Origin of the sequence: Janibacter sp. HTCC2649, assembly GCF_000152705.1 — a bacterium.
Lineage (GTDB): Bacteria > Actinomycetota > Actinomycetes > Actinomycetales > Dermatophilaceae > Knoellia.
The window spans coordinates 4,073,651-4,091,253 of record NZ_CH672413.1 but is presented as its reverse complement, the minus strand read 5'-3'; the positions used below and the strand labels follow the sequence as shown (position 1 = coordinate 4,091,253).

17 protein-coding genes are annotated in these 17,603 nt (G+C 68.2%); 6 read left to right on the top strand and 11 right to left on the bottom strand.

What is annotated here, in order from left to right; genetic code table 11:
- Positions 1 to 89: 89 nt before the first annotated feature.
- Positions 90 to 1,553, bottom strand: coding sequence for an NAD-dependent succinate-semialdehyde dehydrogenase (locus tag JNB_RS19525; RefSeq protein ID WP_040884005.1), 1,464 nt, complete (start codon positions 1,551 to 1,553; stop codon positions 90 to 92).
- A 79-nt stretch (positions 1,554 to 1,632) separates the two neighbouring features.
- The gene (gene phoA / locus JNB_RS19520) at positions 1,633 to 3,048 is read right to left on the bottom strand and encodes an alkaline phosphatase (RefSeq protein ID WP_083784546.1); all 1,416 of its coding nucleotides are present in this window, start codon (positions 3,046 to 3,048) and stop codon (positions 1,633 to 1,635) included.
- A gap of 107 nt (positions 3,049 to 3,155) precedes the next feature.
- Between phoA and JNB_RS19515 the strand changes: the two genes are divergently transcribed.
- Positions 3,156 to 4,262, top strand: coding sequence for an LOG family protein (locus tag JNB_RS19515; protein WP_009778264.1), 1,107 nt, complete (start codon positions 3,156 to 3,158; stop codon positions 4,260 to 4,262).
- Here the strand turns inward: JNB_RS19515 and JNB_RS19510 are convergent.
- Positions 4,246 to 5,433 (bottom strand): hypothetical protein, encoded by a 1,188-nt coding sequence (locus tag JNB_RS19510; protein ID WP_009778263.1) that lies wholly within the window; start codon positions 5,431 to 5,433, stop codon positions 4,246 to 4,248. The two genes, JNB_RS19515 and JNB_RS19510, sit on opposite strands and share 17 nt — an antisense overlap.
- Before the next feature lie 66 nt (positions 5,434 to 5,499).
- Entirely contained in the window at positions 5,500 to 6,714 is a 1,215-nt protein-coding gene (rlmN, locus tag JNB_RS19505; RefSeq protein WP_040884003.1) for a 23S rRNA (adenine(2503)-C(2))-methyltransferase RlmN, read from the bottom strand.
- An 82-nt stretch (positions 6,715 to 6,796) separates the two neighbouring features.
- On the opposite strand from rlmN, the gene JNB_RS19500 reads away from it, so the two are divergent.
- Both JNB_RS19500 and JNB_RS19495 read left to right on the top strand, forming a co-directional pair.
- Positions 6,797 to 7,750, top strand: a complete 954-nt coding sequence (locus JNB_RS19500) for a hypothetical protein (protein ID WP_040884002.1) — start codon at positions 6,797 to 6,799, stop codon at positions 7,748 to 7,750.
- A complete protein-coding gene (locus JNB_RS19495) occupies positions 7,750 to 8,622 on the top strand; it encodes a DUF3626 domain-containing protein (RefSeq protein WP_009778260.1) in 873 nt (290 codons plus the stop codon). Before JNB_RS19500 ends, JNB_RS19495 begins: the two co-directional genes overlap by 1 nt.
- Here the strand turns inward: JNB_RS19495 and JNB_RS19490 are convergent.
- The 3 genes from JNB_RS19490 to pyrH all read right to left on the bottom strand — a co-directional run bounded on the left by JNB_RS19490 (position 8,612) and on the right by pyrH (position 10,920).
- Positions 8,612 to 9,487, bottom strand: a complete 876-nt coding sequence (locus JNB_RS19490) for a phosphatidate cytidylyltransferase (protein ID WP_009778259.1) — start codon at positions 9,485 to 9,487, stop codon at positions 8,612 to 8,614. The two genes, JNB_RS19495 and JNB_RS19490, sit on opposite strands and share 11 nt — an antisense overlap.
- Positions 9,488 to 9,508: 21 nt before the next feature.
- Entirely contained in the window at positions 9,509 to 10,066 is a 558-nt protein-coding gene (gene frr, locus JNB_RS19485; protein WP_009778258.1) for a ribosome recycling factor, read from the bottom strand.
- Positions 10,067 to 10,167: 101 nt separating this feature from the next.
- Positions 10,168 to 10,920, bottom strand: a complete 753-nt coding sequence (gene pyrH / locus JNB_RS19480; protein ID WP_009778257.1) for a UMP kinase — start codon at positions 10,918 to 10,920, stop codon at positions 10,168 to 10,170.
- A 92-nt stretch (positions 10,921 to 11,012) separates the two neighbouring features.
- On the opposite strand from pyrH, the gene JNB_RS19475 reads away from it, so the two are divergent.
- Entirely contained in the window at positions 11,013 to 11,627 is a 615-nt protein-coding gene (locus JNB_RS19475) for an antibiotic biosynthesis monooxygenase (RefSeq protein WP_009778256.1), read from the top strand.
- A 145-nt stretch (positions 11,628 to 11,772) separates the two neighbouring features.
- Here JNB_RS19475 and tsf read toward each other — a convergent pair whose 3' ends face one another.
- Together tsf and rpsB are read right to left on the bottom strand one after the other, a co-directional pair.
- A complete protein-coding gene (gene tsf / locus JNB_RS19470) occupies positions 11,773 to 12,603 on the bottom strand; it encodes a translation elongation factor Ts (protein WP_009778255.1) in 831 nt (276 codons plus the stop codon).
- A 60-nt stretch (positions 12,604 to 12,663) separates the two neighbouring features.
- Positions 12,664 to 13,623, bottom strand: coding sequence for a 30S ribosomal protein S2 (gene rpsB, locus JNB_RS19465; RefSeq protein WP_009778254.1), 960 nt, complete (start codon positions 13,621 to 13,623; stop codon positions 12,664 to 12,666).
- 322 nt (positions 13,624 to 13,945) lie between these two features.
- Here rpsB and JNB_RS19460 point away from each other — a divergent pair, with 322 nt between their 5' ends.
- Positions 13,946 to 15,190, top strand: coding sequence for an MFS transporter (locus JNB_RS19460; RefSeq protein ID WP_040884001.1), 1,245 nt, complete (start codon positions 13,946 to 13,948; stop codon positions 15,188 to 15,190).
- A 25-nt stretch (positions 15,191 to 15,215) separates the two neighbouring features.
- Complete coding sequence (locus JNB_RS19455) at positions 15,216 to 15,533, top strand: DUF1232 domain-containing protein (protein ID WP_009778252.1); 318 nt, start codon at positions 15,216 to 15,218, stop codon at positions 15,531 to 15,533.
- Here the strand turns inward: JNB_RS19455 and JNB_RS19450 are convergent.
- Together JNB_RS19450 and JNB_RS19445 are read right to left on the bottom strand one after the other, a co-directional pair.
- Positions 15,526 to 16,428 (bottom strand): LD-carboxypeptidase, encoded by a 903-nt coding sequence (locus JNB_RS19450; protein WP_040884000.1) that lies wholly within the window; start codon positions 16,426 to 16,428, stop codon positions 15,526 to 15,528. The genes JNB_RS19455 and JNB_RS19450 overlap by 8 nt on opposite strands.
- 32 nt (positions 16,429 to 16,460) lie before the next feature.
- The gene (locus JNB_RS19445) at positions 16,461 to 17,603 is read right to left on the bottom strand and encodes a TDT family transporter (RefSeq protein ID WP_040883999.1); all 1,143 of its coding nucleotides are present in this window, start codon (positions 17,601 to 17,603) and stop codon (positions 16,461 to 16,463) included.

Below are 17,603 nucleotides of genomic sequence, written 5' to 3'. Positions count from 1 at the left end.
CGACGCCTCGCTATCGCACCTTCGTACCCGTACCCGACGTATTGCGCAATCAGTCCGCCGGTCCGACGGATTGCGCAATAAGTCGAAGGTCAGGGGTTGAGGGAGACGTAGGTGGTTTCGAGGTACTCGTGGATGCCCTCGAAGCCACCCTCACGGCCGAAGCCCGAGTGCTTGACACCACCGAACGGTGCGGCCGCGTTGGAGACGATGCCGGTGTTGATGCCGACCATCCCGAACTCCAGCGCCTCGCTGATGCGGATCACCCGGCCATGGTCGCGGGTGTAGGCGTAGGCCACGAGGCCGTACTCCGTGGAGTTCGCCGCCCGGATCGCCTCGGCCTCGTCGGCGAAGGTCGTGATCGGCGCCACCGGTCCGAAGATCTCCTCGGTGAGGACTCGCGCGCCAGCCGGCACGCCCGTGAGCACGGTCGGCGCGTAGAAGTGACCGCGACCGGCGATCTTCTCGCCACCGGTCAGCACCGTGGCACCACGGTCGACGGCGTCACGCACGAGCTCGTCGACGCCCTCACGGGCCTTGTCGGTGATGAGCGGCCCGACATCGACACCACTCTTGGTGCCCTTGCCGACCCTGAGCCCACCCATCCGCCGAGCCAGTGCCGCGGAGAACTCCTCGGCCACGGACTCGTGCACCAGGAAGCGATTCGCCGACGTGCACGCCTCCCCGATGTTGCGCATCTTGGCGAGCATCGCGCCCTCCACGGCGGCATCGACGTCAGCGTCCTCGAACACGAGGAAGGGCGCGTTGCCACCCAGCTCCATCGACACACGCAACAGCTGCTCCGCCGACTGCTCCACCAGTCGGCGCCCCACCGCCGTTGATCCGGTGAAGGTCAGCTTGCGCAGCCGTGGGTCGCGGATGATCGGCTCGGCGACGACGGCCGTGTCAGCTGTCGTCACGACGTTGAGCACGCCCGCCGGCAGTCCCGCCTCCTCGAGCAGGGCAGCCAGGGCCAGCATCGACAGCGGCGTCTCGTGGGCAGGCTTGACGACCATGGTGCAGCCCGCCGCGATGGCGGGACCGATCTTGCGGGTGCCCATCGCCAACGGGAAGTTCCACGGCGTGATCATGAACGTCGGCCCGACCGGCTTCTGCATCGTGAGCAGACGCGACCCGCCGGCGGGATTGACCGAATATCGGCCGTGGATCCGCACGGCCTCCTCGCTGAACCAGCGGAAGAACTCGGCGCCATAGGCGACCTCTCCCCGCGACTCGGCGAGCGGCTTGCCCATCTCGAGGGTCATGAGCATCGCGAACTCGTCCGCGCGAGCAGTCAACAGGTCAAAGGCACGACGCAGGATCTCACCACGCACCCGAGGCGCTGTCGCGGCCCAATCCGCCTGTGCCGCAACGGCTGCGTCGAGCGCCGCAGCCCCATCGGCGACTGTGCCATTGGCGACCTCCACCAGCACCGAGCCGGTCGCCGGATCCTGGACGGGGAACGTCGTGGCACTGAGCGAGTCACGCCACTCCCCCGCGATGAACAGCTGGGTCGGGACGGAGGAGAGCACGGACTTCTGGGTCACTACGGGCATACCCCGACCCTATCCCCGGGCGCGCAGCAGACAGCCCGGCCGCAGGGTAGCGGCCGGGCTGTCGGTCACACCTTGAGGTTCAGCGACGGTCGAGCTTGAGCGCCCGCGAGATCGTGAAGAAGAGGTCCGTCTGGTCGGTGAGGCCGACGACGTTGGCTGCCTGCGGGCCGTAGCCGGCGATGCGCACCTGGGTGCCGGTGTGCTGCTGCGAACCACCAGCGGCCGCAGTGCCATAGCTCAGGGTCAGCGGGCTGCCCTCGGTCGTGAGCAGGTTGGCCGTGAGACCCGGGGTGGTCGAGCCGGCTTCGACGATCTGGCTCGTGTGCCCGTGGTCGGCGGTGACGATGACGGTGGTGTGACCGTCCTTCCTGGCGAACTTCAGAGCGGCCTGCACGGCCTCGTCGAGGTCGATCGCCTCACCGATCTGGCCACACGCGTTCGCGGCGTGGTCCTGCTTGTCGATGCTCGCGCCCTCCACCTGGAGGAAGAAGCCCTTCGCGCCGCGCTCCTTGCTGTCGAGCAGGGAGATCGCCTTCGTCGTCATGTCGGAGAGCGAGGGCTGCGTGGTCGGCAGCTCCGGGTTGGCGGTGCACGGTGCCGGTGCCTGGGCGCCACCGGTGGGTGTGGCGGCGGGGCCGGTCCAACGCACGGGCAGGTTGCCCTGGCCGAAGAGTCCGAGCACGGGCTTCTTCTGGTCGGCCGAGCTCACCGAGGCCAGGCCGGCCTTGTCGGTCACGGTCTGGAACCCACGAACCTGGGCCTGCTGCGCCAGGGTGAGACCGGCATACTTTCCGGCCTTTGCCGTCTCGGCGAACGTCGCCGCACCGCCACCGAAGGTGACGTCGGGGCGGGTGTTGAGGAGCTGCTCGGTGATCGAACCGAGGCCGCCGTTCTCGAGGGCCGCCTCGGGGCACTTCGCACTCGTGGCCACGGGGCCGTAGCAGGAGCGGGCCGAGATGTGCGAGACCTGGACGGCCGGGGTGGCGTCCTGGATCTCGGAGGTCGTGACGTCGCCGGTCTTGAGGCCCTTGGCCTTGGCGAGCTCGAGCAGCGTCTTCTGCGCCTTGCCCTTGATGTCGACAGACACGGCGTTGTCGTAGGTCTTCGTGCCGGTCGCCCAGCCGCTGCCGGTGGCGGCGGAGTCGGGCACGTAGTCCGGCTTGCCGTCCTTGGTCAGCGAGTACGTCGTGTACTGACCGGTGAGTGGGAGGGCGTCGATGCCGGGGAGGCGGCCGGCCGCGCCGTCCTGGTAGTAGCGCGCCGACGTGATCTCGGAGTCGCCCATGCCATCGCCGATGAGCAGGATGACGTTGTCGGACGTGCCGCCCTCGATGGCGTTGCGCACGCTCTTGGTCTGGTCACCATCGAGACGCGCCGCGCCTCCGTGGGAGGACAGCGAACCGGCGGCGTATGCCGTGGTGCCGGTGAGTGCGACGGCGCCGACCACTGCGAGCGCGACGGTGGATCGACGGGTGAAGAAGGTTCGTGAGTGCATGGCGCACACTCCACCGTCCTCGCCAAGCCCGTGGGTCTCCACCAAGCGAACTCGGCGCAAACGTCAGGCGTCGATTGCGGGCGATCCCAAGGTGCAGGATGGGATCCATGAACGAGATCGAGAGCCTGCGCGACCTCGATGCCGCCGTCGCGAGTGGGGCTCCGCTGTCGGGGCTGAGGTTGCAGGACCTCGACCTCACCCGCCACGAGGACCGGCTCCTCGCCCGCACCGACCTCGACGGCCTCATCGTCCTCGGTGGCCGCCTCTCCCCCGAGCTCGACGAGCACCTGCGCCTCCACGGCGCGCTCGTCTTCCCCACCGACCCGCATGCCCCCGTGAACCCCTACCGGGCGAGCCTCTACCAACCGCACGAGCTCTATGCCGGGTTGGGGAGGTACGGCTACGAGCAGACCCCTGACGCCCGCGCGTATTCATGGGCACGTGAAGCCGACCACCATCGCGACGTCTTCGTCACCCTCCTGCGTGCCATCCATGACGACTCCATCAGCGACGCCCTCACCGAGTTCGTCGGCGACGCACCCGTCGTCGGCGTCATGGGTGGACACGCGCTGTCGCGCGACAGCGAGGCGTATGCCGGTGCCGCCCGTCTCGGACACACCCTCGCCGCCGCGGGACTGGTCGTCGCCACCGGCGGTGGGCCCGGGGCCATGGAGGCGGCCAACCTCGGCGCGCTGTGTCCAACGGACGCGGTGGTGAGCGAGGCACTCGGGCGACTGGCCGGCATACCCTCGTTCCGTCCGTCGATCGCGGACTGGGCCGGGCTGGCACTGGACGTCTACGACGAGATCGTGCGAATCCTCGTGCCGGACAGGGCTGTTCGCTCGATCGGCATTCCCACCTGGTTCTACGGGCACGAGCCGCCCAACGTCTTCTGCAACGGCATCGCGAAGTACTTCAGCAATGCGATCCGTGAGGACGGGCTACTCGCGCGCTCGACCGCCGGCCTCGTCGTCCTGCATGGTGCGGCCGGCACGGTGCAGGAGATCTTCCAGGCGATCACGCCGCTGTACTACGCCGAGGCCGAGCGCACCCTGGCGCCACTGGTCCTCGTCGGGGTCGACCACTGGTCACGCGAGGTGCCCGTGTGGAACGCCATCGAAGCGCTCGGGCGCGAACGCGGCATGGGTCAGGTCGTGCACCTCGTCGACACCGTCGACGAGGCCGCCGAGCTGGTGCTCAGCTCGCGCGGGTGAACAGGACGATGCCGAGGCACATCTCGTCGGTCGTGCCCTCGCCCCACGCGACGTAGCGCTCCTTGGTCCCCTTGTAGGCCGGGAGGACGTCGCGCAGTGCCTGGTCGTGGGTGCAGGTCACGGTGTACGTGTCACCCTTCTTCACGGCGACGGCCTTCTTGAGCGGGATGGCTCCCTGGTCGTCGAAGTTCCAGACAGGAATGTCGAGGATGCGCTTGGCCTGGGGTGTGCCCTTGTTGACGTCGACGGTGATCGACTTGCCGAGCAGGTGCATGTGTCCCGAGACGGCGCGGATGAGTCCGGGTTCGGTGACGGGGCGGGTGCACGACTGCGTCGGCCCGGGCTTGAGCTCACCACACAGCAGGTGCAGAAGGTCAGCGGTCGCGACGTCCTCGCCGAAGCGCTTGCGGATGTCGGCAACAGCGGGCGTGCGGGCACAGAGCTCGCCGGGAGTGCCCTCGCGGCACGGGAGCTCGACCGGTGCCGGGAGCAGCATCGTCTCGAGCGGGGTCTTCTTGCCGGCGCTGGCCGGGGTGAGGCGCAACCGGGCCTTGCTCTGGTCGGCGCCGCCTCCCGCGAGGAGGTTGTAGTGCATCTGGATGATGATGCGCGAGCCCTTGGCCAAGGGGATGCCGATGTCCTCGGCCATGACCCGCTCGCCGCCCCCGGGCGCCCAGGCGCCCACCCACTCGGCGTTGTTGAGCTGTGCGCCGGGGCCGTTGTCGACGCCCGAGCCACCGAAGCAGGTCCACCCCTGCTCGGCGTCCTTGGCGTCCCTGGCCTCGGCCGCGGCGACGTTGGCCGGGTCGACCTTGTAGAGGATGACGTGGTGAACGGCAGCCGGGTTGTCGGGCTGGATCTTGACGCCGCTGACGATCATGTCCTGCGCGAACTTCGGGTCAACGAGGAAGCAGCGGTAGTCGTCGGTGCCCGTGCCGAAGGGTGCCTTGGGCGTGTACTTCGCCGACATGGACAGCTCTTGGAACGACTCGCCGGGCCGCAACGCGACGTCCGCAGGCTCCGGCTTGGTCTTGGCCTTGGCCGCTGCGGGGGACGCCGCGTGGGTGGTGCTGTGGGAGTCCTCACCGCGAAGGTTGTCGGGCAGCGTGCTGCCACAGGCGGAGAGGGTCAGGGCGGCGACGATGCCGACCGCAGCAGTTCGCAGGCGCATTACCTCAGGGTAGCCTCTCTCGGCCGGATGACCGAGGGAACCGCAATCAGCGGAACGTGACGAGCGTCAGGACGTCGCGGCAGCGAGTTGGCCGCAGGCGCCGTCGATGTCGGAGCCGCGGGTGTCTCGGACCGTCGTCGGGATGCCGTAGGCGCGCAGGCGCTCGACGAACTGCTGCTCGACGCCGGGACGGGAAGCGGTCCACTTCGAACCGGGCGTCGGGTTGAGCGGGATCGGGTTGACGTGCACCCAACCCTTGCCGCGCGCGGTGAGCTTCTTGCCGAGAAGGTCGGCGCGCCATGCCTGGTCGTTGATGTCCTTGATGAGGGCGTACTCGATGCTGACGCGACGTCCCGTCGCCTCGAAATATCGGTAGGCCGCGTCGATCGCTTCGTCGACCTTCCACCGGGTGTTGATCGGGACGAGCTCGTCGCGCAGCTCGTCGTCGGGGGCGTGGAGGGACAGCGCGAGCGTGACCGGGATGCCCTCGGCCGCGAGCTTGTCGATCGCCGGCACCAGGCCGACCGTCGACATCGTGATTCCACGAGCCGACATCCCGAGGCCGTCGGGCGTGGGGTCGGTGAGACGACGGATCGCGCCGATCGCCGCCTTGTAGTTGGCCAGAGCCTCGCCCATGCCCATGAAGACGACGTTGCTGACGCGCTCGGGCCCGACCTTCGTGGCGGCGTCCTCGTCCTCGGCCTCGTCGCCCAGACCGGCCTCTGCCGGGTGGGTTGCGCCGATCGCAGGAAGGGCGCCGTGGCGGAGCTTGCGGTTGGCGTCGACGACCTGTTCGACGATCTCTGCGGCCGACATGTTGCGGGTGAGCCCGGCCTGGCCGGTGGCGCAGAACGGGCAGTTCATGCCGCACCCCGCCTGGCTGGAGATGCAGATCGTGACGCGCTTCGGGTAGCGCATGAGCACCGACTCGACGAGCGCTCCGTCGTGGAGGCGCCACACCGACTTGAGCGTTGCGCCGCGGTCGGCCTCGAGCGTGCGCACCGGCGTGAGCAGGGTCGGCAGCAGGTCGGCGACGAGATCGTCACGCACGGCCTTGGGCAGATCGGTCATGTCCTCGGGCGACTCGACGAGCCGCTCGAAGTAGTGCGTCGACAGCTGCTTGGCCCGGAAGCCCTTGTGGCCCAGCTCCTCGACGGCAGCCTTGCGCTCGGCCGGCGACAGGTCGGCCAGATGGCGCGGCGGCTTGCCTCGCCGGGGCGCGTTGAAGGTCAGCTGCCCGGGCACCGGAGGGCCGACGGTGGGTTCAGGGAGAGAAGTCATCGGATCAAGTGTCCCACTGTTGCGCCGCCAACCCCGCACTCCGGTTAGCGTGACCGGACCGTCGATGTGGGAGTGGGGAATCATGGGAATCTTTGGCAGGCGCAAGGACATCGAGCGCGACGCCCAGCCGGCGGCGATGGACGAGTCGCTGACGATGTTCAGCCAGGACGAGTCGGACACGTTCCGGGCACGGGTGCGCACCCGGCTCGCCGAGATGGGCTACGAGGTCGAGGTCCACCCGGATCAGGTCGTCACGGATGACGGGTCCCACTGGGGCCTGTGGAACCTCGCGGCCAACTGCCACAACGACGAGGCGGGTCCCGACGGGTGGGAGCAGACGATCACGACCCACTTCGAGTCGTTGTTCGCGGCCAAGGACGCGGTGTCACCACTCGAGGCAGGGCTCGAAGCCACGCTGGCCAGCATTCACACCCGGCTCGTGGACGCGTCGCAACTGCGCCAGCTCGGTGAGGACCGGTTCTCGTACGGGACCGAGTTCGCGCCCGGCGTACGGCAACTCCTGGTGCTGGACACCCCGACGACGATCGAGACCCCGGCCGAGGAACACCTGACCAAGGTGGCGCCCCTGGCCACCCTTCTCGACCAGGGATGGCGCAACACACGGGCCCTGCTCGACTCGACCGACGTCGACGTGGAGCGGATCGAGCACGATGACCTGACCTTCACGTGCGTCCTCGGCGAGTCGGTCTTCATCGCCTCGATGGCCCTCTTCCTGCCCGAGGCCGTGGCGCGGTGGCAGCCCGACGCCGACCTCTCGGAAGGGATCATCTTCTCGATCCCCCACCGCGGTCAGCTCAACTTTGCCCCCGCGCAGCCGGCGCAAGCGGCGCTGGGCGGAATCATGCTCATGCCGAAGTTCGCCTACCTCGGCTACTCGGACGGCGCGGGCGGGGTCAGCCCGCACACCTACTACTGGCGCGACGGAGTGGTGACCCAGCTGACCGAGTTCACCGACGAGGGCGCCAACCTCACGCCGGGGCCGGACCTCGAGCGCATCCTCGGGACTCTGGAGTAGTGCGGCCCCAGGAGCACGCCCTCGAGCACGTCAGGTCCTTGGCGACGGGCGGGTCCGTCGACCCGTCCGTCCGGGTGACGCTGAACTTCCATCCCGACCGGATCGTGGGAGGCCCGGGTGGCTCGCCGATCCTGGAGCTCATGACCCGAGACCGCCTCTACCGGTCGCAGTTCGAGACCGGTACGAGCAACGGTGGACTGACGGCATACGCAGGTGGAAGCCGTTGGCTGTGGGAGAGCCGCATCTTCGCGGGGGCCTACGACGAGGCCGATGCGGTCCACCGGCCCAAGTACGGCGCGCTCAACTTTCGCCACCGGACGATCGGTGGTTCGCCCCGCTTCGGGTCGGCCCACTTCCGCCTGACGGCCGGCACCCTGAGCCGCACGACGTTCTGCTACCCGGACAGCTACGAGGAGCCAGAGCACTTCGGCGTCGCCTCACGCGTGTCGACCTTGGTCGCGTTGGCCGAAGCGGACGACCGTGGCCGCGAAGAAGTGCTCGATGACTACGTCGAGGCGCACGTGCACGGCGAGCTCCTCCTCGACCGCGACGTGGAGGCGTTGGTGCTCGACCCCTGCTATCGAGGCACCTTCGTCGAGGAGTCCGCGAACCGGCTCGGCTGCGCGGTCGAGTGGCACGCAGGCTTCCGGCTGTCGCTCGACGAGCTGCGCCGCCACCCCGGCTACCGGGGACCGGAGTTCGTCAGCCTCGGCGAGGAGATCGCCCGCGACGGGCAGCTCGACCCGTCGGTCATCGGCGAGGCATCACGCACCGGCCGCTACGACGAGCAGTCACTCAAGAGGGTGTGGCACTACCTCGCGAGATTCGGCAGCGATGAGATGCCGCCGGACAACCCTGCGGTCAGGGAGTAGCCCAGAGGAGCAGGGCCCAGACGACGGGGATGCACACCACGAGCGAGTCGAGCCGGTCCATGAGGCCGCCGTGGCCCGGGAGCAGGGTGCCCATGTCCTTGACGCCGAGGTCGCGCTTGATGCTCGACTCGATGAGGTCGCCGATCGTGGCGGCTGCTGCGACCAGCACACCGATGACGGCACCCTTCCACCACGGTCCGTCGAGCAGCGTGGCGATGCCCACGGCGCCGACAACGGCGCAGGTGAAGGCGGACCCAGCAAAACCCTCCCAGGACTTCTTGGGCGAGAGCGACGGCGCCATCGGGTGCTTGCCGAGGAAGACCCCGAAGGCGTAACCGCCGATGTCCGAGGCGACCACGACGAGGACGAAGTAGATGATGCGGAGATGGCCGTCGTCGGCCGAGAGGAGCAGCGCCGCGAACCCGCCGAGGAAGCACGGGTAGAGCGCGACGAACAACGCCCCGCCGATGTCCCGGATGGCGCCGTCGAGTCCGTCAGCGACCCGCCACACGAGGATCCCGACGCAGGTCAGACCAAAGGTGAGGAAGAGCGCCTCGGGTCCCCGGAAGAACGCCGAGAGCACCATCGATGCGGAGCCGATGACCACGGGCACCAAAGGCACGTCGATGCCGGCCTGACGCACCGCCCGACGCATCTCCCACGCGCCGACCCCCATGGCAAGCACGAGGACGACGAGGAACGCTTCGCGCCGGATGAGCAGCGACGCGAGCACGACGACGGCCAAACCGACGCCGACACCAATGGCGGCAGGCAGGTTGCGACCGGCCTTGGGCGTCTTCTGCGCCTTCGGTGCCGATCTGGTGGCCTGCGCCGGCGGGCCGTCAGTCGTGGGTGAGTCGCTCATCGCTGAGCCGTCCGCTCGAGGTCAGACCTCGAGCAGTTCGGTCTCCTTGCCCTTGAGCACCTCGTCGATGGTGTCGACGTACTTCTTCGTCGTGGACTCGAGGTCCTTCTCGGCGCGTGAACCCTCGTCCTCGCCGACGTCGCCGTCCTTGACGAGCCTCTCGATGGACTCCTTGGCGGTGCGACGGACGTTGCGGATCGCGACCTTGGCGTCCTCGGCCTGACCGCGCGCCATCTTGATGTACTCCTTGCGACGCTCCTCGGTGAGCTGAGGAAGGATGCAGCGGATGATGTTGCCGTCGTTGGACGGGTTCACTCCGAGGTCGGCGTCGCGCAGTGCCTTCTCGATGTTGTTCATCGCGCCCTTGTCGAACGGGGAGATGAGGATCGTGCGCGCTTCGGGCGTCTGGAACGACGCGAGCTGCTGCAGGGGGGTCGGCGCACCGTAGTAGTCGACGATCACCTTGTTGAACATGCTGGGGTGGGCCCGACCGGTGCGGATGGCGGCGAAGTTGTCCTTGGCCACCTCGACGGCCTTGTCCATCTTTTCCTCGGCCTCGAGCAGGGTGTCGTCGATCATGCGGTCAAATCTCCTTCGGTATGCCGTCCGCTGAAGTCAGGCGGCAGGGTCCAGTCTGTCAAACAATCCGGTGAGCGCGTGAGCGACTCGTCAGCTCGGGCTCAGGCAGTGACGAGGGTCCCGATGCGCTCGCCCTGGATGGCGCGGGTGATGTTGCCCTCGCCCTCCATGCCGAAGACCATCATCGGCAGGTCGTTCTCCATGCAGAGGCTGAACGCGGCCGCGTCGACGACCTGAAGGCCCTTCTGCAGAGCCTCCCGGTAGGTCAGGGTGTCGAGCTTGCGTGCGTCGGGGTTGGTCCGCGGGTCCGAGTCGTAGACACCATCGACGCCGCTCTTGGACATGAGGACCATGTCGCAGTGGCACTCGAGGGCGCGCTGGGCGCTCACGGTGTCGGTGGAGAAGTACGGCATACCGGCTCCTGCTCCGAAGATCACGGCACGCCCCTTCTCGAGGTGGCGGATCGCGCGACGCGGGATGTAGGGCTCGGCGACCTGACCCATCGTGATGGCGGTCTGCACGCGGGTGTCGATGCCTTCCTTCTCGAGGAAGTCCTGCAGCGCGAGGCAGTTCATCACGGTGCCGAGCATGCCGATGTAGTCGGCGCGCGAGCGATCCATGCCCTTCTGCTGGAGCTCGGCTCCGCGGAAGAAGTTGCCTCCACCGACGACGATGGCGACCTGCGTGCCACCGTTGATGGCTGCGGCGATCTGCTTGGCGATGCCGCGCACGACCTCGGGGTCGACGCCGATGCTGCCACCGCCGAACACCTCTCCGCTGAGCTTGAGAAGCACCCGTCGAGCGCGCTCACCAGTGGTGGTGGGAGCGAGCCCAGTCTGGACGTCAGTGGTCACCGTGCCTCCTCGGCAGTGTCTTCTGGCGGTGCCTCGAATCCTCGCACACCGCGGCAGTGCCCCAGGCCCCCGGGGTTGGCACACTGTCACCCGTGACCGACACCCCCGCTCCGGCCCCGAGCACCTCCGGCCCTGTCACCGTGGCGATCACCCGCCGGGTGGCGCCCGAGGACGAGTTGCTCATGCGCGCCTGGGCCGATGCCGGCACCCAGATGGCCAACCACTTCCCCGGCTTTCTCGGGTCCGGATGGGTGCGCCCCTCCACCGGCTCGCACGACTGGCACATGCTCTACCGCTTCGACAGCCGTGACTCCCTCAAAGTGTGGGAGGAGTCGACCGAGCGCACGCGTTGGCTGGCCGCTGGCACGAATCTCGTCCAGGACACCCGCATCGAGCACCGCACCGGCATCGAGGGCTGGTTCGATGACCCGCAGGAGCGCGCCGTCGACGACATGCTCCTGGAGGCCGAGCCGGCCGCCGCTCCCCCGGCCCCTCCGCGCTGGAAGCAGATGTGCATCATCTGGCTGGCCTTCTTCCCCACGAGCCTCGCGCTGACCTACGCCTCGGCCGGCTTCACCAGGGACTGGCTGCCCGTGTTCCGCGTCCTGCTCACGACCCTCGTCGCGACACCGCTCATGACCTACGTGATCCTGCCGAGGGTCACCAAGCTCTTCCACCCCTGGCTCACCCGCACCAGTCAGGGTTGAGCTCTCTCGTTGCGTCTGCGGATATGGCTGTTCTAGCAACCACATCCGCAGACGCAACGGTTTCAGAAGTGCCCCAAGACGCACGTATGCCGCCCGCTCTGGTGAGCGGGCGGCATACGGAATGCGTTGGTGTCAGACCGAAAGGTCAGCCACCGACGCGGAAGCGTGCGAAGGACGTCGCCTTGGCGCCGGCCTCCTCGAGGACCTTGGCAACGGTCTTCTTGGGCTCCTTGGCGAACGGCTGCTCGAGCAGGACGTTCTCCTTGAAGTAACCGTTGACGCGACCCTCGACGATCTTGGTGAGAGCAGCCTCGGGCTTGCCCTCCTCCTTGGCCGTGGCCTCGGCGACGCGACGCTCGTTCTCGACGGTCTCCGGGTCGACCTCGTCACGCGTGAGGACGGTCGGGCTGAACGCCGCGACGTGCATCGCGACGTCACGAGCAACCTGCTCGTCGCCACCATCGGTCGCCACGAGGACGCCGATCTGCGCGGGCAGGTCGGGGCTCGTCTTGTGGAGGTAGGCCGCCACAACAGGAGCCTCGATGCGGGCAACACGCTTGACCTCGATCTTCTCGCCGATCGTCGCGTTGGCGCCGTCGAGGAGATCCTTGACCGACTGACCGTCGGGCAGGGTGCTCGCGAGGAGCTCGTCGGCCGAAGCCGACTTGGTGTCGACGGCCTGCGTGAAGACCTGGTCGGCGAGGGCGATGAAGTTCTCACCCTTGGCGACGAAGTCGGTCTCGCAGAGGACCTCGACCAGCGTGCCGACGCCACCCTCGGCCTTGGCGATGACGAGACCGTTGGAGGTGGAACGACCCTCGCGCTTGGTCACGCCCTTCTGGCCCTTGACCCGAAGGATCTCGGTGGCCTTGGCCTGGTCGCCGTCGGCCTCGTCGAGAGCCTTCTTGACGTCGAGCATGCCGGCACCCGTGGAGGCACGGAGCGCCTTGATGTCAGCGGCGGTGTAGTTCGCCATGTGTGTGTGCGCTTCCTTTGCGTTGAAAGTCGAACAGAGAAGAGGTGGAACAGGGGTGGGTCAGGCCTTCTCGGCCGGAGCGGCCTCAGCCTCGACGGGAGCCTCGGCCTCGACCGGGGCAGCCTCGGTGACCTCAGCAGCAGCCTCAACCGGAGCAGCCTCGGCCGGTGCGGCCTCGACAGCGTCGGCTGCAGCAGTGGCGCCAGCCTCCGGGGCAACGGCCTCGGCGGTCTCGGCAGCAGCGTCAGCGTCGCCACCGAGGAGCTCGCGCTCCCACTCGGGCAGCGGCTCGTCGGCTGCGCCCTCGGCGTCAGCAGCCTTGTTGCCACCGGAACGGGAGATGAGGCCCTCGGCCACGGCGTCGGCGATGACTCGCGTCAGCAGGGTGACGGAGCGGATCGCGTCGTCGTTGCCGGGGATCTTGTAGTCGACCTCGTCGGGGTCGCAGTTGGTGTCGAGGATCGCGATGACGGGGAGCCCGAGCTTGCGAGCCTCGTCAACGGCGAGGTGCTCCTTCTTGGTGTCGACGATCCACACGGCGGACGGGACCTTGGCCATGCCACGGATGCCACCGAGGGTCTTGTCGAGCTTGTCGCGCTCACGCTTGAGGAGCAGGAGCTCCTTCTTGGTGCGGCCGGAGCCGGCAACGTCCTCGAAGTCGATCTCGTCGAGCTCGACGAGGCGGGTCAGACGCTTGGAGATCGTCTGGAAGTTGGTGAGCATGCCACCGAGCCAACGGTGGTTCACGTAGGGCATGCCGACGCGCGTCGCCTGCTCGGCGATGGGCTCCTGGGCCTGCTTCTTGGTACCGACGAAGAGGATGCTTCCGCCGTGGGCAACGGTCTCGCGGACGAACTCGTACGCGTTGTTGATGTAGGTCACCGACTGCTGCAGGTCGATGATGTAGATCCCGTTGCGCTCGGTCATGATGAAGCGCTTCATCTTCGGGTTCCAACGACGGGTCTGGTGCCCGAAGTGGACGCCGCTCTCGAGGAGCTGGCGCATGGTGACAACGGCCATGCCGGTGTTCTCCTTGTGCTGGTGTTTCAGTTGCGTCGGCTGCGCACAGGTCGTGCACTGCCTGCCTGGCGTCTGAAACGAACCACGCCGTATGCCGTGTGCTCCAGTGGAGCAGGCACATGGACTGTCGTGGTGCGCCCCGCTTCGTGGTGGTCCAGTCAGCGGCGAGAGACGCGCGAATTAGGTCAACGAGTGCACGCACGCATGCGGGCACGCGAAGACCGTCGGCAATCCTACGCGTGAACGGGCCAGCCGAGAAATCGCAGGACACTGCCGAAATCGGGTATGCCGCCCGCCCGCCTCCCGCGTAGCGTCACCTCTCGTGTCACGCTTGGGGGAAGCACTCGCACCGTCGCGTCTGGGGACGCCGTTCCGCTGGCTCATGTCGGCGTCCTGGTCGAGCAACATCGGGGACGGCATCGCCCTGGCGGCCGGGCCCCTGCTCGTGGCGTCGCAGACGCGCAACCCGACGCTCGTGGCCATGGCTGCACTGCTCCAGCGCCTCCCATGGCTGCTGCTGGGACTGTGGGCCGGAGCGGTTGCCGACCGCCTCGATCGCAAACGCATCATCATCACGGCGAACTGTCTGCGGGTGCTCGTCGTCATCGCGCTGTGCACCTTCATCGCCACGGACCACATCTCGATCGGCGTCGTGCTGGCGACGATGTTCGTCTACGGGGTGTGTGAGGTGTTCGCCGACTCGACGACGGGCACGTTGCTGCCGATGGTCGTGGAGCGCGACGACCTTCGGACTGGTCAGGTGCGGCTGCAGGCAGGGTTCCTCACTGCGAACCAGCTCGTCGGTCCGCCGGTGGGTGCCTTCCTGTTCGCAGCCGGGATGGTCTGGCCCTTCGTCACGCAGGTCCTGCTCGTCGTCCTCGCCATTGGCCTGGTCAGCCGCATGGAGCTCCCCCGTGGCGGAGTGCGCGGAACCGTCGACACCCACATCCGGGCCGACATCATCGATGGCCTTCGCTGGGTCCGACACAACGCGGCGATGCGCACGCTCGCTCTGGTCATCCTCACGTTCAACATCACGTGGGGTGCGGCGTGGTCGATCCTCGTGCTCTATTCGCTCGACCACCTGCACATGGGTGCCATCGGCTTCGGCCTCCTCACGACCGCGAGCGCCGTCGGCGGCGTGCTGGCCACGACGAACTTCGACCGGCTCTCGCGGCGGTTCTCGCTCGCGACCCTGATGAAGGTCTGTCTGCTCGCCGAGGTCGTCACCCACCTCGCCCTGGCGCTGACGACCAACGGCTGGGTGGCAATCGCCATCATGACGATCTTCGGCGCCTATGCCTTCACCTGGGGGACGGTGAGCAACACGATCCGACAGCGGTCGGTCCCCACGGCATACCAAGGTCGGGTGGGAAGCGTCTACATGACCGGGCTGTTCCTCGGGCTCGTCATCGGACAGGCCATCGGCGGACCGATCGCGCAGCACTGGGGGCTCACGGCCCCGTTCTGGTTCGCGTTCGTGGGCACGGCCGTGATCCTCGCGCTGGTGTGGCGCCAGCTCGACTCCATCGCCCACGCCGGCGACGACGACCCGGACGCCATCTGAGCGCCGGACACGGGACACTCAGATCATGGACGACGTCATCCGGGTGGTACTGATCGCCATCGCCGTGCTTCTCGGCCTCTTCGTGCTCGTGGTCGGACTGCTGATGTGGCGCTACAGGATTCCGCCGCGCGGACTCGTGGCCCTGGCGACGGCCGGCCTCTATCTCGTCATCCCCGTCGACGTCATCCCCGAGGCCGTGCTCGGTCCCCTGGGCCTGCTCGACGATGCCGGAGTCGTCGGCGTTGCTGTGCTCTTCGCCCTGCGGATCGCGCGAGCGCGTAGGGTCCTGCTCGACTCCGGCGTCGACTTCAACCGCCGCAAGCGCAGCAGCGAACTCAGCTGAGTCGGAGCTCTCCACCACCGAGCGCGACGTCAGCGCCGTGAGGCAGGGCGCGGTTGAGTATGGCGTGCCCGAACGTTCCACCAGCCCAGACCGGAACCCCCAGCGGCAGCAGCCGGTCACGCAGGACCAGCTCGATCTCAGCGGGCGTTGCATCCATCGTGAAGTCGCCGATGAGCACGCCAACTACGCCGTCGAACCATCCAGCACGCAGCAGCTGGGTGAGGGAGCGGTCGAGGACGAAGCCGTGCTGTCCAACGTCCTCGAAGAAGGCGATTCCGCCCCGAGTTGCGACCAGGTCACCGGTGCCGACCGACGCTGCGAGGAGCGCGACGTTGCCGCCGATGAGCGAGCCGCTCGCTTCACCGTCGCGCCACGCTGTCAGGCCGGTGAGCAGCGGCGCATCCGTCAGCTCGCCGAACAGAAGGGCTCGAAGTGACTCGGTCCCTACCTCCTCACCGTCAGAGAGTCCGGCGACCATCGGGCCGTGGATGCTCTGCAATCCGGCTTCGCCCGCGATGCGGTGGAGCAGGGGCGTCACGTCGGAGAAGCCGACGAGCCACTTGCCCTGGCCTGTGGAGAGTGTCCCGGGCGGCAGGACCGGGAGCAACCGCTGCATCCCGTACCCACCGCGCGCGCAGATGATGGCCGCGATCGACGGGTCGGACCACGCCCGCGCCAGATCAGCCGCGCGGTCGACATCGCCGCCGGCGAGCTCGCTGGCAGGGGCGCTGGCCCACAGATGCTCACCCTCAACGACCTCGAGCCCCCAGCCACGCAGCCGGGCGATACCGGCCTCGACCCGCGGTCGATTCACTTCACCGGCGACAGAACTCGAGGGAGCAATGACGGCAACACGGTCGCCGGCGACGAGAGATCGGGGTGCACGAAAGGCCATGTCGACCATCCTCACAGGTAGCCCCCTGACGGTCAGGCCGGGCGGCGGAGGAGGCGGCCGTCCCACGCTCCGCGAGCCGTGCGGAAGGCGACGGTGGCCCACGCAAGGACGAGACCGGCATACAGGGCAAGAGCGGTGAACTGAAGGAAGGTTGCGCCGGTCGCGGCAGCGAGTCCCGACGTCCCCGTCACGACCGTCCCGGCGGGGAAGGTGAAGGACCACCAGCCGAGCGTGAACGGCAGTCCCGATCGCGCGGTGCGGAGCGTCACTGTCGCGGCAATGGCGAGCCACAGCATCGCGAACCCCCACATCGGCAGTCCGAAGACGAGTCCCATTGCCGTGAAGGCGGATCCAAACGGTTCAGGCAGCACGGTCGGCGCCGCGACGCCGAGCGTGTGGGCGGCGGTGACGGACTGGCCCAGTGGGCCGAGGACGATCCAGAGCGTCGGGACAGCGGCGGAGGCTCCGACCTTGTGGTGGACGAGCCGGCCCCAGATGAGCGTGATGACGATGAGGCTCGCGACCAGGGTGAGACCGAACATCATCGTGCAGGCGAGCTGCATCGCGAGCTGCCACTGACCGGCCGGGAGATGCGGCAACAGAAGGGGTCCGGTCGCTGCGCTGACCATGGGAGGCACGACCGGCATGAGCCATCCGCCGAAGGCCGCGTCGGGCGCCACCTCGTGGGTCGTGAACGCCTTGACCGGGACGGCCACCGCGGTCCAGAGACCCAGGAGCGTCCCGCTGACCCACAGGGCCGAAGCCATGTCGATCGCGACCGAACGGCCGACGACGGGCTGACCGACGAGAAGGGCCCCTGCCCCCACCGTCATGAGCGCCATCGCCGGGGCTCCGTAGAAGTGCGACATCACCGGGTGGTCGAGGTGGCTGCGCGCGGTGTCGTGGTGCTGCACCCAATGGACGGCGGTGGCCGCGAGGATCAGGGCGAGCAGCAGGACGTCGAGCGCCCAGACGACGCGGGCGAAGGCGAGCAGCCCCGGGACCTGCACCGGCAGGGTCGCGACGGCATTGGCCACGATGCCCGTGCCCATGACGGCGGCGAACCAGTTCGGGCCGATGAAGGCGAACGGTGATTGGCCCTCGAGGGTGGAGAGGAAGCGGGGCCCGGTGGAGCCCTCCTTGTGGGAGGGGGTGCGGGTCAGGGTGGTCGTCAT

Excerpts from the sequence above, each read along its gene's own strand:
- JNB_RS19525 (WP_040884005.1), bottom strand. The coding sequence starts at position 1,553 with ATGCCCGTAGTGACCCAGAAGTCCGTGCTCTCCTCCGTCCCGACCCAG.
- phoA (WP_083784546.1), bottom strand. The coding sequence starts at position 3,048 with ATGCACTCACGAACCTTCTTCACCCGTCGATCCACCGTCGCGCTCGCA.
- JNB_RS19515 (WP_009778264.1), top strand. The coding sequence starts at position 3,156 with ATGAACGAGATCGAGAGCCTGCGCGACCTCGATGCCGCCGTCGCGAGT.
- JNB_RS19510 (WP_009778263.1), bottom strand. The coding sequence starts at position 5,433 with ATGCGCCTGCGAACTGCTGCGGTCGGCATCGTCGCCGCCCTGACCCTC.
- rlmN (WP_040884003.1), bottom strand. The coding sequence starts at position 6,714 with ATGACTTCTCTCCCTGAACCCACCGTCGGCCCTCCGGTGCCCGGGCAG.
- JNB_RS19500 (WP_040884002.1), top strand. The coding sequence starts at position 6,797 with ATGGGAATCTTTGGCAGGCGCAAGGACATCGAGCGCGACGCCCAGCCG.
- JNB_RS19490 (WP_009778259.1), bottom strand. The coding sequence starts at position 9,487 with ATGAGCGACTCACCCACGACTGACGGCCCGCCGGCGCAGGCCACCAGA.
- frr (WP_009778258.1), bottom strand. The coding sequence starts at position 10,066 with ATGATCGACGACACCCTGCTCGAGGCCGAGGAAAAGATGGACAAGGCC.
- tsf (WP_009778255.1), bottom strand. The coding sequence starts at position 12,603 with ATGGCGAACTACACCGCCGCTGACATCAAGGCGCTCCGTGCCTCCACG.
- rpsB (WP_009778254.1), bottom strand. The coding sequence starts at position 13,623 with ATGGCCGTTGTCACCATGCGCCAGCTCCTCGAGAGCGGCGTCCACTTC.
- JNB_RS19455 (WP_009778252.1), top strand. The coding sequence starts at position 15,216 with ATGGACGACGTCATCCGGGTGGTACTGATCGCCATCGCCGTGCTTCTC.
- JNB_RS19450 (WP_040884000.1), bottom strand. The coding sequence starts at position 16,428 with ATGGCCTTTCGTGCACCCCGATCTCTCGTCGCCGGCGACCGTGTTGCC.
- JNB_RS19445 (WP_040883999.1), bottom strand. The coding sequence starts at position 17,603 with ATGACGACCACCCTGACCCGCACCCCCTCCCACAAGGAGGGCTCCACC.